Below are 15,888 nucleotides of genomic sequence, written 5' to 3'. Positions count from 1 at the left end.
GGGGAACAGTCCGGGCGGCGGCCAGGGCCGCACTGCGCAATGAGCCCCCACCACACCGCCCGCAGACGCGATACGGGTGAGCCTACGGCATCGGCGGGCCAGCGCATAGTGACTTAACATGACGGCGGCGGCTCTGCCCGCCGCCGTCGCAGGTGTTAGGTTTTTCGGGAGTAATGAGACCCGGTGCCAAGCCCTGACTGGCCGGTCGGCAACCCTCCCTTTCGCGGCGGGGTGCCTCAGGTGAATACTCGGCATATCGAAATTCGAGCTGCAAGCGTGAAAGAAGGAGATCCGTCATGCCTGACGCGTCCGCCCCCGCTGTGCCTGATACAGCAACCGGGACAGCCCCCGCACCGTCCCCGGCCGGCCCCGGCGCCGAGGAGAAGCTGGCTTACCGCCTGTTCACCGGCCCCGACGACCGCACCTTCTGCGAGCGCGTCTCCGCCGCGCTGGCCGAAGGCTACGTCCTGCACGGCAGCCCCTCGGCCACCTTCAACGGCAGCACCGTGATCGTGGCCCAAGCCGTGGTGCTCCCGGCCGCGATCGCCAGCGCCGACGCCGCCGTCGCCAACGCGGTGGATGAACTCGACGCCGTCGAGTTCGAGGGCGAAGGCCACGCGTGAGCTACGCCGGAGACCTGACCCCGGAGGAGGCCTGGGCGCAGCTTGAGGCCGGCGCCGTCCTGGTGGATGTTCGCACCGAGGGCGAGTGGGCACATATTGGCGTCCCTGAGACCGCGGGCGGACGCCGGGAGCCGCTGTTCATCCAGTGGACGCTGGCCGGCGGCGCCCCCAACCCGGGGTTCCTGGAGCAGTTGCGGGCGCAGCTGCCGGACGACGGTGGCGCCGACCTCATCTTCCTCTGCCGCTCCGGTGCGCGCTCCGTGGCGGCTGCCACCGCCGCCACGGCCGCCGGCTTCACCGCCTACAACGTCCTGGAAGGCTTCGAGGGCGAACCGGATGCCTCCGGCGCCCGCACCGTGAATGGCTGGAAGAACCGCGGCCTCCCGACCAACCGGGACGAGCGCTAAGTGGGCTTCAATCCCGATGCCCAGGGCTGGAGCCCGGACACCCAGGCAGTCCGCGGCGGGCTTGACCGCACCGGTTTCCAGGAGACCACCGAGCCGATTTTCCTGAACTCCGGCTTCGTCTACGAATCCGCCGCCGCGGCGGAGCGTGCCTTCACCGGCGAGGACGAGCGCTTTGTCTATTCGCGCTACGGCAACCCCTCCGTGGCCACGTTCCAGGAGCGGCTCCGGCTGCTCGAGGGCACCGAGGCATGCTTCGCCACCGCCTCGGGCATGTCCGCGGTGTTCACCGCGCTCGGGGCGCTGCTGGCAACCGGCGACCGGGTGGTCGCGGCCCGCTCGCTGTTCGGCTCCTGCTTTGTGATCCTCAACGAGATCCTTCCGCGCTGGGGCGTAGAGACGGTCTTCGTGGACGGCCCGGACCTGGAGCAGTGGCGCACGGCGCTGTCGGAACCGACGACGGCGGTCTTCTTCGAGTCCCCGTCCAACCCGATGCAGGAAATCGTGGACATCGCCGCCGTGAGCGAGCTGGCGCACGCCGCCGGCGCGACGGTCGTCGTCGACAATGTTTTTGCCACCCCCCTGCTCCAGCGCTGCGGGGAACTCGGCGCGGACGTGATCGTCTACTCCGGCACCAAGCACATCGACGGCCAGGGCCGGGTGCTCGGCGGCGCGATCCTGGGCACCAAAGAGTTCATCGACGGCCCGGTCAAGCAGCTTATGCGCCACACCGGCCCGGCGCTCTCGGCGTTCAACGCCTGGGTACTCACCAAGGGCCTGGAGACCATGGGCCTTCGCGTGAACCACTCCTCCGCTTCCGCGCTGCGGCTGGCCGGCTGGCTCGAGGAGCAGCCCGCGGTCAGCTGGGTCAAATACCCTTTGCTGGCCTCCCACCCGCAGTACGAACTCGCCGCCCGGCAGATGAAGGCCGGCGGCACCGTACTGACCTTCGAGTTGTCCCCGTCCCCGGGTCGTTCGGCAAAAGAGGCCGCCTTCGCGCTGCTGGACGCGCTGAGGATCATCGACATCTCCAACAACCTGGGCGACTCAAAGTCGCTGATCACCCATCCGGCCACCACGACGCACCGTGCCATGGGCCCGGAGGGCCGCGCGGCGATCGGGCTGAGCGACGGCGTGGTGCGGTTGTCGGTGGGCTTGGAAGAGGTGGAGGACCTGATCCGGGACCTCGGGCACGCGCTCAAGCAGGTCTAGCTCCGGCGGACCCGGGACAATGTGGGGGCCGGTTCCGCTGCGCCCTCCATCCCCTCAGTGTCCACGCCGCGCGTCGTGACCCGCACCGCGTGGGCGACGACGGCGGCCAGCCCCGCGTCGTCGGCGGGGGTGTCCTGGCGAGGGGCGCTGAGCGCCTGCCGTTGTTGCTCCGACCCCGTGCCGTCCGCCAGGATCCGGTTGACGCCGAGCCGCGCGAGGTCCAGTTCGCCCTGCTCTGCCAGCACGGGGGCCAGGAAGTCCACGAGGGCATGCACCACCTCGGCCGCCGGGGCGGGGGTGAAGGTTCCAAAGTCGAGCAGCTGCCCGCGCAGCCCGCAGTTGCTGGCCTGCCAGGCCGCCATCCGCAACAGCAGCGTTGGCACCGGGGCGGGGTCAACGCCGTCGTCCCATTCCCGGGCCGCCGTCTCGACCAGCGCCCGCACCAGGACAGCGATCAGCGCCGCGTCCTCGGCCCGCAGGCACACATCCGCGACCCGCACCTCCACGGTGGGGTGGTGCCGGCACAGCCGCGAATCGAAGTAGACCATCCCCTCGTCCATCAGGACACCGGTCTCCACCAGGCGGCTCACCACCCGGCGGTAGACCGGCAGGCTGCCAAAGATCATGGTGGGCCCGGACCCGGGCCACCGGTTCCACGCCTGCGTCCGATAGCTCTCGAAGCCGGTCTCCGTGCCGTTCCAGTAGGGCGAGTTGGCGCTGAGGGCGATCAGCACGGCGAGCTTGTCCCGGATCCGGTCCAGCACCGCGACCGCTTCCTCCGGCGACTCCACCAAAGTGTGGACATGGAACCCGCAGGTCAGCTGCTCCTGCACGGTGAGGCCGAACCTCTTCTGCATGGTGGCGTAGCGCGGGTTGGGCGTGGTGTGCGTGACCGACGCCAGCGGCGACGTGGCCAGGGCCGCCACGCGGGCGCCGTGAGTCTGGGCGGCCCGGTCGGTGAAAGCCCGGGCCGCCCGGATCTGCCGGAGCAGGGCGCCGTAATCCAGGCAGGGCAGGGTCTGGGTTTCGATCTGCTCCAGCTTGAGCTCGAAGCTGAACCCCGAATCGTCGTGCGCGGGCTCCGTGGCCGGCGCCGTCCCGGCGGCGGGCTGCGGCTTCAGACCGCCCAGCAGAGCGTCGGCCAGCGCCAACGGGACCCCGGTGGCGGGGTCCACGATCAGCAGTTCCTCCTCGACGCCAAAGGTGCGCATGGAACCATTGTCCGTCAGCCCCTCCCCCGTGGCGCTACCCCCAACGGCCGGGCGATTCAGGCTGCTTAGTCCTGGAAATACTCGATCTTGGCGCCGATCGTGTTGAGCCGTTCGGCCAGGTCCTCATAGCCGCGCTCGATCACGTAGATGTTGCGCAGCTCGGACACGCCGCGGGCGGCGAGCATGGCCAGCAGCAGGCAGGCCGCCGGGCGCAGGGCCGGCGGGCAGCCGACCTCCGCGGCCCGCCACTTGGTGGGCCCGTTGACGTAGATCCGGTGCGGATCCAGGAGCTGGACCTGGGCCCCGAGCTTGTTCAGCTCGGTCAGGTAGATGGCCCGGTTCTCATAGACCCAGTCGTGGATCATCGTTTGGCCGTGGGCGTTGGCGGCGATCACGGCGAAGAACGGCAGGTTGTCGATGTTCAGGCCGGGGAAGGGCATCGGGTGGATCTTGTCCTCCGGCGCCCGCAGCTCCGAAGGCTGGGTGGTGACGTCCACCAGCCGGGTGCGGCCGTTCCGGGCAACGTATTCGGCCGACACTTCCAGCCGCTGGCCCATCTGCTCGAGCGTCGCGAGTTCGATCTCCATGAACTCGATCGGGACCCGGCGGATGGTGACTTCCGAGTTGGTCACGATGCCGGCGGTGATCAGGCTCATCGCCTCGATCGGGTCCTCGGACGGGAAGTATTCGATGTCGACGTCGATTGACGGGCGGCCGACGATCTTCAGCGTTGTGGTGCCCACGCCGTCGATCTGGACGCCCAGCATCTGCAGGTAGAAGCAGAGGTCCTGGACCATGTAGTTCGGGCTGGCGTTGCGGATGATCGTGGTGCCGCGGCGGTGGGCGGCGGCCATGATGGCGTTCTCGGTGACGGTGTCGCCGCGCTCGCTCAGGACGAAGGAGCGGTCGTGGCCGTCCGAGGGCGGCGCCTGCACGCTGTAGAAGCCGGATTTCGCGTCCACGCTGAGGCCGAACTGGCGCAGGGCCTGCATGTGCGGCTCCACGGTGCGGGTTCCGAGGTCGCAGCCGCCGGCGTAGGGCAGCCGGTATTCGGTGGACTCGTCGAGCAGCGGGCCCAGGAGCATAATGACGCTCCGGGTGCGGCGGGCCGCCTCGACGTCCATCGAATCCAGGTCCAGCACGGCCGGGCGGCGGATCTGCAGGTCGTTGGCGTTGAGCCAGGTGCATTCGACGCCGATGCTGGTCAGGACTTCGACGATCCGGTTGACCTCCTCGATCCGGGCCAGCCGGCGCAGCACCGTGGTGCCGCGGTTGATCAGGCTCGCGCAGAGCAGAGCGACGCCGGCGTTTTTGCTGCTGTTGACGTCCACGGCGCCGGAGAGGGTGCGGCCGCCTTCGACCCGGAGGTGCGTCATGGCGGGCCGGCCCACCTTGACGATGGTGCGGCCGAAGATCGATTCGAGCCGCTGGATCATTTTCAGGCTCAGGTTCTGCTTGCCCTGCTCCATCCGCGCGATGGCGCTCTGGCTGGTTCCCAGCTCGGCGGCGAGCTGTCCCTGGGTCCAGCCTTTCTCGCCCCGGGCATCCCGGAGCACGGCGCCAACGTATTCAGCAGTCTGTTGAGTCATATCCAATAAATATCACGGATGAGTTATTTAACCCCTGCGGACCGCGCGATTAGCAGTCAATCTCACAAAATATTCACCTCGTGCGATATAGCGCCGCCCTCGCCTCCCCCGGGCGGGCTGCTATTGCTGTCCCAGGAACACCATGTTCCAGGTGCCGGCGCCGATCGCCGCGGCCACGGCGGCGCCGGCGATCAGCACGCCCCCGAGCAGCACCCACACGTCCAGCCGGCTGAACGTCGCCTGCCGCGCCCAGGTCCGCTGCGCGCCGCCGAAACCGCGTGCTTCCATGGTCACCGCGAGCCGGGAGGCGCGGCGGACCGCCTGGACCAGCAGCCCAAAGCTCTGCCCCAGCATGGCTTTCAGCCGCTGCACGGGGTTTCCGTGCGAGCCCACCCCGCGGGCGCGCCGGGCCATGCCGATGGTCTGCCACTCCTCGGCCATCAGCCCCACCAGCCGCATCGCGGCCAGGGTGCCCAGCACGAACCTGTGCGGCAGCCTGGCCTGCTGCGCCAGGGCGTCGGCCAAATCCGTCGGGTCCGTGCAGCTCATCAGCAGCACCGCGGGAAGCGCGATCGCGAGGCCGCGCAGCAGGAACCCGATCCCGAGCTGCAGCGAGCCCTCACTGATGGACCAGACGCCGACGTCGAGCAGCGTCCGTCCGTGGTCCGCCGCCAGGATGGCGGTGCTCCAGCCGCCAACGGCCGCGGCGAGGATCAGCGGCCAGCCGCGCTGCCAGAGCAGGGCCAGGGTCAGGCCGGCGAGCGGGAACAGCAGGAGCTCGCCGGCGAGCGCCACGGATGCGGAAACCCAGTCGATGGACAGCGCAAGCGCCACGGTGGTGAGCAGGACGCCGGAGAACTTGGCCAGCGGGTTGGCGCGGGTGAGCAGGGCATCGTTGCCGCGCAGGGTCAGGGTCTCCCTCACGGTGCAGCCACCCCCGGGTGCGCCCGCCCGGACAACCCGGGCTGCGGGGCGCCGAGGGCGAGCTCGGCGCCGCCCAGGACCTGGCTGAATTCGGCGTCGTGGGTCACCGAGACCACGGCGGTGCCGGCGTCGAGCAGCTCGGAGAGAAAGGAGGCCAGCTCCGCCCACGTGTTGGCGTCCTGGCCAAAGGTGGGCTCGTCCAGCACCAGGACCTGCGGGTGGGCGGCGAGCACGGTGGCTACCGAGAGCCGACGCTTTTCGCCGCCGGAGAGCGTGTAGGGGTTGGCGTCCACGAGGTCGCGCAGCCGCAGTCGCTCCAGCAGCTCGTCCACCCGCTCTTCGCCGCGGCCCAGGTGGCGGGGGCCGAACATCAGCTCATCCAGCACCCGGCCGGTGACGAACTGGTGCTCGGGTTCCTGGAACACCGTGCCGATCCGGGCGATCAACTGCTGGGCCTTCCACTTGTACGGATCGATGCCTGCGCCGGCGCTCAACTCGGTGGTGGCGGAGACGCACCCGGCAACAGGTTCCAGCAGGCCGGCCAGGGTCAGGGCGAACGTCGACTTGCCGCAGCCGTTGGGGCCGGTGATGGTCAACGCCTGCCCGGCCCGGACCTGGGCCGTGATCCCGGACTGCACCGGCGCGGGCGGGACCGTGCGGAATCCCCCCAGCAGGCCGGTGCGGCGGGGCCGTTCGCGGGAGACGGCCAGCCCCTCGGCAGCGAGCAGCAGCTGGGCGGCATTTGAGCCCGCCGGGCCGCCACCGCGGGTGATCCCGTCTGCCACTCCGCTGCGCGCCCGCGTAGCCGGGACGTGGCCCGGCACCCAGACGCCGGCGGCGATGAGCATGTCCCGCGCCTGCTCCAGGACCGTCTCGGGCGGCCCGTCCAAGAGCACGGCGGAGTCCGCGCCGGACCCCGGCTGCAGCACGACGATCCGGTCCACGAGGTCTTTCCAGACGGCGACGCGGTGCTCCACGACCACCAGTGTGGCCCCGGTCTTGTCCACGCAGCGGCCCACGGCGTCGCGGACCTCCAGGACACCGGCGGGGTCGAGGTTGGCGGTGGGTTCGTCCAGCAGCAGCAGCCCGGGCCGCATCGCGAGGATCCCGGCGAGGGCCAGCCGCTGTTTTTGGCCGCCGGAGAGCGCCGACGTCGGGTGCTCCAGCGGCAGCCCGCCGAGCCCGACGTCGTCGAGCGCTTCCGCCACGCGCCGCCAGATCTCCGCCGGCGGGACGGCGAGGTTCTCGGCGCCGAAGGCGACGTCGTCGCCGACCCGCGAGAGCACCACCTGGGTTTCCGGGTCCTGCTGCACCAGGCCGGCCCGTCCACGTGCTGCCCGGGGCGGGACAGCGTCGATCAGCAGGCTGCCGGTCTCGTCGGCGTCGTCCGCGTCGGCGGAAGCGGCTGCGGAAGCGGCTGCGGACGGGCCGGCGCCCTCCCCCAGCACCCCCGCCAGGGCGTGCAGCAGCGTGGACTTGCCGGAACCGGAAGGGCCCAGCAGCAGCACACGCTCGCCCGGGCGGATATCCAGGTCCAGTCCGCTGACGGCCGGACGTGTCCGCCCGGCGTGCCGCCAGCCCCAGCCGCGGGCGGTGACCGCGGCGGGCCGTACGTCGTAGACAGGAGTCATGCGTGTGCGGGCATCAGGAGAACACGGGTTCCGATGCCGCCTTGCGGGACGCGAACGACGCGAGCACCCCGGTCTTGGCCAGCCCGCGGGTGGCCAGCCAGGACAGTCCGCCGGCGATCACGGCACCGGAGACGGCGCAGAAGACGATGTAGGCGAACTTGTCACCGGTCTCGTAGGCGATGTTCCAGCCCCAGGGCAGGAAGGAGTCGTTGAGGCCGCAGAACAGGCCCGCGCCGGCTCCGGCCAGCAGGGACACCGGCAGGTTGAACCGCTTGTACAGGAACGCGGCGAAGACGAGCTCGGCGCCGAGGCCCTGCACAAAGCCGGAGAACAGCACGGAGGCGCCGTATTGGGAACCCATGATCAGCTCACCCGTGGCGGCCACGGTTTCGCAGAACAGCGCTGCTCCCGGTTTGCGGATGACCAGCATGCCCAGCACCGCCGGGATCATCCAGCCGCCGGCGTAGAGCCCGGTCAGTGGCGGGTAGACCGCGTTCAGCGGCACGGCTACGAGGTTGGCGCCCTGGGACCAGGCCCAGAAAATCACGCCGCCGGCAACAGCAATCAACGCGGCCAGCACAATGTCGACCACACGCCAGCTGTATTTGCCGGTGGCCAGTGTCTGCTTTGCAGAAATATCAGTCATATCGTCCTCCTGAGGTACAGGAGGGGAGGGTGTTCCGGCTGCGCGCGGCTTCCGCCACGGGTGCCGGGCACCCTGAGAACTCGACTCCCTTGCGCCGGTACTAACCGGATCAGGTTCGAGGGTCTGCGGCTGTCCGCACTCTCAGCGCCCACCTGTGGATCCCCGGACTGCTCCGGATTGCCGACGGCGGCGCTCCCCTGTCGTATTTAAAATCGCCCTTGTGGGCTGGGCCAGTTTACACCCGTTGGGGTTGCGCCGCGGCAGAACGTAACGGAAGCTGAATCCCATGAGCGACGCACCAGGGCCTTCCCCCGACTACGACCCGGACTCCGCGGAACCGCAGCCGCCGGGATCCCTGGCCGCGCTCATCGGCCGGATCCTGACGGAAATCGATGAACTGCAGTTCGAGTCCTTCAGCAAGGACGACGCGCTGGAGCTCGGGTTCCTGCTGGTGGAGCTCGGCCGGCAGCGCAACCACCCCATCGCCATCGACATCACCAAGGGTGAGCAGGTGCTCTTCCACGCGGCCCTCGAGGGTGCCACCCCGGACAACGAGCGCTGGATCAGGGCCAAGCAGCGCACGGCCTCGCGGTATGAAGTCCCGTCGCTCCTCGTGGGACTGCGGGCCCGGGCTGCCGGGCGCAGGATCGAGGACAACGCCTGGTTCGACCAGCTGGAGTTTGCCGCCCACGGCGGCTCGTTCCCCGTCTACCTGCGCGGAACCGGCGCGGTGGGCACGGTCACGGTCTCGGGGCTGCCGCAGAAGGCCGACCACGAACTGGTGGTCGAGGCCCTGACCGAATTCCTCGGCCGTCGGGGCGCCAGGGGAGGCTAGGCTAGGGGAAGCCCTGTTCCCTCCCGCAAGGAGTACGCCGCATGAACATCTTCATCAAACTGCTTGGCACCGGCATCAGCCTCGTCGCCGGTTTTGTCGGCACCAAGGTGGTTGACACCGTCTGGGAAAAGACCACCGGCAACAAGCCGCCCAAGGGCCACGACGACGACGTTCCCACCACCCTGCGCCAGGCCCTGACCTTTGCCCTGATTTCGGCCTCGGTCAGCGCCATCATCCAGGTCCTCGCCAACCGCGGCACGCAGCGCGCGATCACCCGCTTCGCCAAGACCCAGGATCTGGTCTAAACCGCTTGGTCTAAACCGCCTCGTCCAGAGCGGCGGGTCCCGGCGGCGGCGTCACTCGACGTCGTCGTCGGTGAACCCGCTCTTGCCGGCCGCCTGCTGCACCACGGCCTCCAGCTCGTCCGCGCTGAGCAGCTCCGGGTGCAGGTGTTTGGTGCGGTAGCCGGCCCGGCCCACCATGTGGGCGGAGACCGGAACGGTCAACAGCTGGAAGATCCATGCCACCACCAGCACCGGCCACACCCACCAGGTCCGCAGCTGCAGCCCCACGGCGCAGAGCAGCAGGAACAGTCCCAGCACCTGCGGCTTGGTCGCGGCGTGCATCCGGCTCATCAGGTCCGGGAACCGCAGCAGGCCGATCGCGGCGCCGAGGGACATTACCGCCCCGAGCACCATAAACACGGCCGAGACGGCGTCGATCACGGCGTCGGCGGGGAACGTCTCAGGATTCATTGGGCTGCTTCCTCCGGTCTGCCACAAAACGGGCCACCGTCACCGAGCCCACAAAGCCGATGATGGAGATGGCCACCAGCAGCATCAGGTTGTTCAGGTGGCGGTTCACGGCCATGTCGATGCACAGCGCCGCCCCGAGAATGGCGAGCAGCACGTCGGCGGCCAGCACCCGGTCCAGCAGCGAGGGCCCGCGCGCGATGCGGATGATCGCCCCGCCGGCGGCGAGGGACAGCACGACGGCGGTAATGGCCAGGACCAGGGGCATCATGCGCCCACCTCCTGTTTCAGGGCGGAGAGTTCGGCCTTGGTGCCCATGATCCGGATCAGCCCGGCCTCGGTGTCGCGGACTTCCTTGCGGAGCTTGGCGGCATCCTCGGCGTCCCGGACGTTGATGCCGTGGATGTAAAGCGTGGACGTGGAGCGGTCCACCTCCACCACCAGCGAGCCCGGGATCAGCGAGATGACATGCCCGGTGGCCGTCACCAGCAGGTCGGAATGGCTCCGGAGCGGGACGGCGACGACGGCGCTGATGACCCGCGGCCCCCGGACCACGGCCAGGAACAGTACCTGGAAGCTGGCCGCCACCACCTTGGCCAGAAACACCAGCGCGAACGGCACGGCACGCAGCACGTTGAAGCGGCCGCCCAGCTCCACCGGCGGCAGGTAGAACACCCGTGCCACCACCACGGCGATCAGGGCGCCGAAGAGCAGGTTGCCGGCGCTGAAGTCCTGCCAGAGGGCGCCCCAGACGATGACGAGCCAGACCAGCAGCGGCAGCTCCTGGCGCAGCGAGATCCGCTTGCGCGTCATTTTGCCCCCTCCTGCCGCTGCTGCGCGATCACCGGGGCCTGGGCCTCGTCCCCCAGCACGGCCTGGATGTAGGAGGACCGGTCTAGCATCTCGGAAGCCGATTGCCCGGCGACTTGGAACAGCGGCCCGGCGAAGACCGTCAGCGCCACCCCCAGCAGCACCAGCCCCAGCGTGGAGCCCATCATGGTGCGCGGCAGCAGGGTCACGTTCTGCTGGCCGGCGCGGTCCCCGGCCGGCTGGCCGCCGGGGGCTGCGAGCAGCACGGGATCCGGGTGTTCGGCGTCCTCGGGTTTGCGCCAGAACGCGCGGTTCCAGACCCGGGCGACGGCCAGCAGGGTCAGCAGGCTGGTCAGCACGCCGCCGGCCACGAGGGCGTAGGCCAGCGGGGTCCCGAGGGCAACACCGGCCTGCAGCAGGCCCAGCTTGCCGAGGAAGCCGGAGAGCGGCGGGATGCCGGCCAGGTTCATGGCCGGCACGAAGAACAGCACGGCCAGCAGCGGCGAGAGCTTGGCCAGCCCGGCGATCCGGTCCACCGAGGAACTCCCGGCGCGGCGCTCGATCAGGCCGGTCACGAGGAACAGGCTGGTCTGGATGGTGATGTGGTGCGCCACGTAAAACACCGCGGCCGCGAGCCCCGCTACCGAGGACATGGCCAGGCCGAACACCATGTAGCCGATGTGGCTGACCAGGGTGAAGGACAGCAGACGTTTAATGTCGCTCTGCGCCAGGGCGCCCAGGATGCCCACCACCATGGTCAGCAGCGCCGCGACCATTAGCGGGGTATTGAAGGTGTCTCCAGGGAACAGCAGGGTTTCGGTGCGGACTATCGCGTAGACACCCACCTTGGTGAGCAGGCCGGCGAACACGGCGGTGACCGGGGCCGGCGCCGTCGGATACGAGTCGGGGAGCCAGAAACTCAGCGGGAACACGGCGGCCTTGATGCCGAATGCCACGAGCAGCAGCACGTGCAGGAGGTTTCGGGTCCCCTGGTCCACGTCGGCGAGCTTGATGGCGAGGTCCGCCATGTTGATCGTCCCGGTGGCGCCGTAGATCATGGCGATCGCGATCAGGAACAGCACCGAGGACACCACCGAGACCACCACGTAGGTCACGCCCGCGCGGATCCTGGGGCCCGTCCCGCCGAGGGTCATGAGCACGTAGCTGGCGGTCAGCAGGATCTCGAAGCCGACGTAGAGATTGAAGAGATCGCCGGAGAGGAAGGCGTTGGACACTCCCGCGACGAGGATCAGGTAGGTGGGGTGGAAGATCGACACGGGGGCGTCGCTGTCCCCGTCGGCCATGCCCTGGCCGGTGGCGTAGACCAGCACGGCGAGGCTGACGGCCGAGGACACCACCAGCATGAGCGAGGAGAACTGGTCCACCACCATCACGATGCCCCATGGCGGCAGCCAGCCGCCGATGTTCACCGCCGCCGTGCCGCCTTCCCAGACGGAGGCCAGCAGCCAGCACTCCAGCAGCAGGGTCAGGGACAGCAGCGCAATGCTCACGGTCCGCTGCGCCCTGGAATGCCGGATGAGGAGGAAGGTCAGGGCGGCCCCGAGGATGGGGAGGACGACGGCGAGGGGGGCGAAGCTGGCGATGTTCACTTGGTCCCTCCGTCCGGGCCGGCGCCGATGTTTTGGGATCCGGGCTGTTCCTCCGCCGCGGCGTCCACGGCCGGCATCCGGCGGGCGCCGGCCTGCACGACGTCGTCGCTTCCGGCGGCGGACACCAGCGGGAACTCAGAGGTCTCGGCCGGGATGACGGCGTCGTCCTCGGCGTCGAAGCTGGGGGTCTCGGCCACGCGGCGGTCCTCGGCGTCGTCCTGGATTTCATCCTGCCGGGCCAGCACCCAGGTGCGGTAGATGATGCCCAGCATAAAGGCCGTGACCGCGAAGGAGATCACGATCGAGGTCAGGATCAGCGCCTGCGGGAGCGGGTCGCTGTAGTCCCCCGCGGGGGTGTCCTTGCTGAAGAGCGGGGCGAGCCCGGCGTAGCCACCGGTGGCCAGGATCAGCAGGTTGGTGGCGTTGGCCAGCAGCATCAGGCCGAGCAGGACCCGGGTGAGGCTGCGTTCCAGGAGCAGGTAGATGCCGCAGGCGTACAGGGCTCCCATTACCGTCAGCAGGGTCAAGTTGACGCTCATGTTATCCCCTTGGCGGTTGTTTCGGCCGGGACGCCGTTGGGCTGGCCGTCGTCGAAGAGCGCCCCGGGCTGCTCGTCCGGCTGGTCTTCCGGCCGCTCTTCGAAATGTTCGTCGATTTTCGCGCCAAGGCTGCGCAGCACGTCCAGGGCCAGGCCGACGACGACGATGTAGACGCCGATGTCGAAGATCGTGGAGGTGACGAATTTGATGTCGCCGAAGACCGGCAGCCACAGCTCGATCACGGCGCTTTGGAAGACCTGGCCGCCCAGCAGCAGCGGCACAATGCCGGACGCCGCGGCGGTGGCGAGGCCGATCCCCAGCAGCGCACCGGCGCTGACCGGCGTGGCCTCGCGCAGTTCGAAGCGGCCCCCGGCGAGGTAGCGGATGGTGAGCGCCAGCCCGGCGGTGAGGCCGCCGGCGAAGCCGCCGCCGGGCAGGTTGTGGCCGGCGAGCAGCAGGTAGAGGGAGAAGACGATCATCGAGTGGAAGATCAGCCGGGTGACCACCTCGAAGATGATCGAGCGGCGTTCCGGGGCCATGGTCCGGCCGGCCACCAGCCAGGCGTCGCGCGCCGACGCCGCGAAACGACGGCTCATGGCCAGGGCCGCGTTGTCCCGGGTGTTGCCTGCCACGCCCGCCCGGCGCCCGACCGTCCCCTCCGCCACCGACGCGGACGGACCGATGCGGTCGCCGCGGCCGCGGACGAAAATCAGGCTGGCGACGCCGGTGGCCGCGAGCGCCAGCACCGAGATCTCGCCGAAGGTGTCCCAGGCCCGGATGTCCACGAGGGTGACGTTCACGATGTTCAGGCCGCTGCCTTCCTCATAGGCCAGGCGCGGGAACTCCAGCGAGACCGGGGTGGCCACCCGCGCTCCCAGGGCATAGATCGCCACGAAGATCATCGTGACGCCGAACGCGGCGCCGATGATCACGCGGACGACCCGGTACTTGCCGCCGGTGCGGTCGCGCAGTTCGGCCGGCAGGCTGCGCATGGCGAGGACGAAAGCCACCAGGATGATGGTCTCCACCAGCATCTGCGTCAGGGCAAGGTCCGGCGCGCCCTGGAGCGCGAACATCAACGCGATGCCGTAGCCGGTGACCGAGACCATCAGCACCGCCAGGAAGCGCTTGTTGGCCCGCACCGCGGCGAGCGCTCCGATCACGATGCCGGCGCCGACCACGGGCTGCAGCGGCGAGCCCGGGTCGATGAAGTACAGGCCCCCGGGCAGCGGCTTGTTGGCCAGCAGCAGCGCGGTGAGCGGCAGGACAAAGGCGACGCTCAGGATGACGGCAAGGTAGAAGAAGAGCGAACCGCGCTGGGTGCGGCCGGTGACCCAGACCGCGGCATCGTCGAGGGCGCCGATGGTGAGCTGGTAGGCGCGGTCGCCGTCGACCCAGCCGGGCACCAGCCCCTGGGCGCGGGCGACTGCGTTCCGTCCGTAGAACATCGCCAGGCCGAGGGCGAACGTCACCACGGTCATCCCCAGCGCCGGGGTGAGCCCGTGCCACAGTGCCAGGTGCCCGGCGGCGGCCGCCGGATCCTCGCCGTCGGGCACAAACAGCGCGGCGTAGGGCTGGATCCACGCATCCGCCGCGGCAGGCCACAGCCCGTAGAGGATGGTCAGCAGGCTCAGGACGGCGGGGGCCGCCAGGAAGGCGGGCTTGACGGCTTTGAACGGGGTGGTCTCGACGCCGGGCTTGACCGCGAAGGCGCCCCACATGAACCGTGCGCTGTAGGCGAAGGTCAGGACGGAGCCCACGACCAGCCCGATGAGGAGCACGGGACCCCACGGACCTGCCGCGGCGCCGGTGCCGTAGTGCACGAACGCCTCGAAAACCGATTCCTTCGCCACGAAGCCCGCCAGCGGCGGGATACCGGCCATGGAGGCCGCGCCGACGGCGGCCACAATGGCCAGGGCGCGGGAGGAGCGGTACACCCCGGAGAGCTTCCGGATGTCGCGGGTCCCGGCCTGGTGGTCGATGATGCCGACCACCAGGAACAGCGTGGCCTTGAAGAGTCCATGCGCCAGCAGCAAGGCGAGTCCGGCGAGCGCCGCATCGGGTTTGCCGAGGCCCACCACCATGGTCAGGAAGCCCAGCTGGCTGACCGTGCCGTAGGCGAGGATGAGCTTGATGTCGGTCTGGCGCAGGGCGCGGTAGCCGCCCACCAGCATGGTCGCCAGCCCCAGGCCCAGCACCACCGGGAGCCAGAACGCCGTCTCGGCGAACCCGGGGGCGAGCCTCGCCACGAGGTAGATGCCCGCCTTGACCATGGCGGCGGCGTGCAGGTACGCGCTGACCGGCGTCGGCGCGGCCATCGCCCCGGGAAGCCAGAAGTGGAAAGGGACCAGCGCGGACTTCGTGATCGCGCCCACCAGCACCAGCACGACGGCGGCCGCCACCGCGTCCGCGGCGGGACCCGTCACCAGCTCCGGCGCCATCGCCAGGAGCGCCGAGATCCGGTAGGTTCCCGCCGTGGCGCCCAGCATGATCAGCCCGACCAGCATGGCCAGGCCCCCGGCGGTGGTGACCACCAGGGCCTGCAGCGCCGAGCGGCGGGCCGACAACCGGGTGCGGGCGTAGCCGATCAGCAGGTAGGACAGCACCGTGGTCAGTTCCCAGAAGACGAACATCAGGAGCAGGTCGTCGGCGGTGACCAGGCCGAACATCGCCCCGGCGAAAGCGAGCAGCTGGGCGCCGAAGCCGCCCAGATAGCTGTCCTTGTCCTTGAAGTAACGGGCACAGTAGACCAGGACCAGCGCCCCGACGCCCAGGATCAGCAGCGACATGACCCAGGCCAGGGCATCCATCCGGAAGGCCAGCTCGAGCCGGAGGTCGGGGATCCACGGAAGGACCACCGAGGTGGACCCCGCGGCCGAGTACACCGCACCATGCTGGAAGGCCAGCCAGACGAACGATCCCGCGGGCACCGCGGCCAGCGCGAAGAACGCGTTCCGGCCGAGCCGGCGGAAGAGGAACGGCGCCACAGCAGCCACCGCGAAGTGCACGGCAAGGACTGTGATCACTGGTATCTCCGCAACGTCAGGAACTCGGTTGTTAAAAAGTTGGAGCAGGCGGGGCATTGGTTAGGTTCGGTGCGGC

The 15,888-nt window shown here is 69.6% G+C and carries 16 protein-coding genes and 2 riboswitches; of the genes, 5 read left to right on the top strand and 11 right to left on the bottom strand.

What is annotated here, in order from left to right:
* Positions 1-169 precede the first annotated feature (169 nt).
* Positions 170-283: riboswitch (SAM riboswitch) on the top strand.
* 13 nt (positions 284-296) lie between these two features.
* From ABLI39_RS13655 to ABLI39_RS13645, 3 genes are read left to right on the top strand one after another with little or no spacing between them, the layout of a single operon-like run.
* A complete protein-coding gene (locus tag ABLI39_RS13655) occupies positions 297-623 on the top strand; it encodes a DUF1737 domain-containing protein (RefSeq protein ID WP_349413965.1) in 327 nt (108 codons plus the stop codon).
* Positions 620-1,030 (top strand): rhodanese-like domain-containing protein, encoded by a 411-nt coding sequence (locus ABLI39_RS13650; RefSeq protein ID WP_349413964.1) that lies wholly within the window; start codon positions 620-622, stop codon positions 1,028-1,030. The genes ABLI39_RS13655 and ABLI39_RS13650 overlap by 4 nt, the downstream gene beginning before the upstream one ends.
* Positions 1,031-2,239, top strand: coding sequence for an O-succinylhomoserine sulfhydrylase (locus ABLI39_RS13645; protein ID WP_349413963.1), 1,209 nt, complete (start codon positions 1,031-1,033; stop codon positions 2,237-2,239).
* Here ABLI39_RS13645 and ABLI39_RS13640 read toward each other — a convergent pair.
* The 5 genes from ABLI39_RS13640 to ABLI39_RS13620 all read right to left on the bottom strand — a co-directional run bounded on the left by ABLI39_RS13640 (position 2,236) and on the right by ABLI39_RS13620 (position 8,240).
* Positions 2,236-3,450 (bottom strand): glutamate--cysteine ligase 2, encoded by a 1,215-nt coding sequence (locus tag ABLI39_RS13640; RefSeq protein ID WP_349413962.1) that lies wholly within the window; start codon positions 3,448-3,450, stop codon positions 2,236-2,238. The two genes, ABLI39_RS13645 and ABLI39_RS13640, sit on opposite strands and share 4 nt — an antisense overlap.
* A 65-nt stretch (positions 3,451-3,515) precedes the next feature.
* Positions 3,516-5,039: a UDP-N-acetylglucosamine 1-carboxyvinyltransferase gene (locus tag ABLI39_RS13635; protein ID WP_349413961.1), complete on the bottom strand. Its 1,524-nt coding sequence runs from the start codon at positions 5,037-5,039 to the stop codon at positions 3,516-3,518.
* Positions 5,040-5,159: 120 nt separating this feature from the next.
* A complete protein-coding gene (locus ABLI39_RS13630) occupies positions 5,160-5,963 on the bottom strand; it encodes an energy-coupling factor transporter transmembrane component T family protein (RefSeq protein ID WP_349413960.1) in 804 nt (267 codons plus the stop codon).
* Complete coding sequence (locus ABLI39_RS13625; RefSeq protein WP_349413959.1) at positions 5,960-7,594, bottom strand: ABC transporter ATP-binding protein; 1,635 nt, start codon at positions 7,592-7,594, stop codon at positions 5,960-5,962. The genes ABLI39_RS13630 and ABLI39_RS13625 overlap by 4 nt, the downstream gene beginning before the upstream one ends.
* Positions 7,595-7,607: 13 nt before the next feature.
* A complete protein-coding gene (locus ABLI39_RS13620) occupies positions 7,608-8,240 on the bottom strand; it encodes an ECF transporter S component (protein WP_349413958.1) in 633 nt (210 codons plus the stop codon).
* 68 nt (positions 8,241-8,308) lie between these two features.
* Positions 8,309-8,449: riboswitch (TPP riboswitch) on the bottom strand.
* A gap of 77 nt (positions 8,450-8,526) precedes the next feature.
* Between ABLI39_RS13620 and ABLI39_RS13615 the strand changes: the two genes are divergently transcribed.
* Both ABLI39_RS13615 and ABLI39_RS13610 read left to right on the top strand, forming a co-directional pair.
* On the top strand, positions 8,527-9,075 hold the full coding sequence (locus tag ABLI39_RS13615) for a heme-degrading domain-containing protein (RefSeq protein ID WP_349413957.1): 549 nt from the start codon (positions 8,527-8,529) through the stop codon (positions 9,073-9,075).
* 41 nt (positions 9,076-9,116) lie between these two features.
* Entirely contained in the window at positions 9,117-9,380 is a 264-nt protein-coding gene (locus ABLI39_RS13610; protein ID WP_146336402.1) for a DUF4235 domain-containing protein, read from the top strand.
* 51 nt (positions 9,381-9,431) lie between these two features.
* Here ABLI39_RS13610 and mnhG read toward each other — a convergent pair whose 3' ends face one another.
* The 6 genes from mnhG to ABLI39_RS13580 are packed head-to-tail and all read right to left on the bottom strand — an operon-like array spanning position 9,432 to position 15,812.
* Positions 9,432-9,830, bottom strand: coding sequence for a monovalent cation/H(+) antiporter subunit G (gene mnhG, locus ABLI39_RS13605; RefSeq protein ID WP_146336401.1), 399 nt, complete (start codon positions 9,828-9,830; stop codon positions 9,432-9,434).
* Positions 9,820-10,098, bottom strand: a complete 279-nt coding sequence (locus tag ABLI39_RS13600; RefSeq protein WP_146336400.1) for an MrpF/PhaF family protein — start codon at positions 10,096-10,098, stop codon at positions 9,820-9,822. The genes mnhG and ABLI39_RS13600 overlap by 11 nt, the downstream gene beginning before the upstream one ends.
* Complete coding sequence (locus ABLI39_RS13595; RefSeq protein WP_349413956.1) at positions 10,095-10,640, bottom strand: Na+/H+ antiporter subunit E; 546 nt, start codon at positions 10,638-10,640, stop codon at positions 10,095-10,097. Before ABLI39_RS13595 ends, ABLI39_RS13600 begins: the two co-directional genes overlap by 4 nt.
* A complete protein-coding gene (locus ABLI39_RS13590; protein WP_349413955.1) occupies positions 10,637-12,247 on the bottom strand; it encodes a Na+/H+ antiporter subunit D in 1,611 nt (536 codons plus the stop codon). The genes ABLI39_RS13595 and ABLI39_RS13590 overlap by 4 nt, the downstream gene beginning before the upstream one ends.
* Complete coding sequence (locus ABLI39_RS13585; protein ID WP_349413954.1) at positions 12,244-12,786, bottom strand: Na(+)/H(+) antiporter subunit C; 543 nt, start codon at positions 12,784-12,786, stop codon at positions 12,244-12,246. The genes ABLI39_RS13590 and ABLI39_RS13585 overlap by 4 nt, the downstream gene beginning before the upstream one ends.
* Entirely contained in the window at positions 12,783-15,812 is a 3,030-nt protein-coding gene (locus ABLI39_RS13580) for a Na+/H+ antiporter subunit A (protein WP_349413953.1), read from the bottom strand. Before ABLI39_RS13580 ends, ABLI39_RS13585 begins: the two co-directional genes overlap by 4 nt.
* Positions 15,813-15,888 lie beyond the last annotated feature (76 nt).

This window comes from Pseudarthrobacter sp. B907 (assembly GCF_040137805.1).
Taxonomy (GTDB): domain Bacteria; phylum Actinomycetota; class Actinomycetes; order Actinomycetales; family Micrococcaceae; genus Arthrobacter.
Note: the sequence above shows the minus strand (reverse complement) of the source record. Positions and strands in the feature narration are given on the sequence as shown.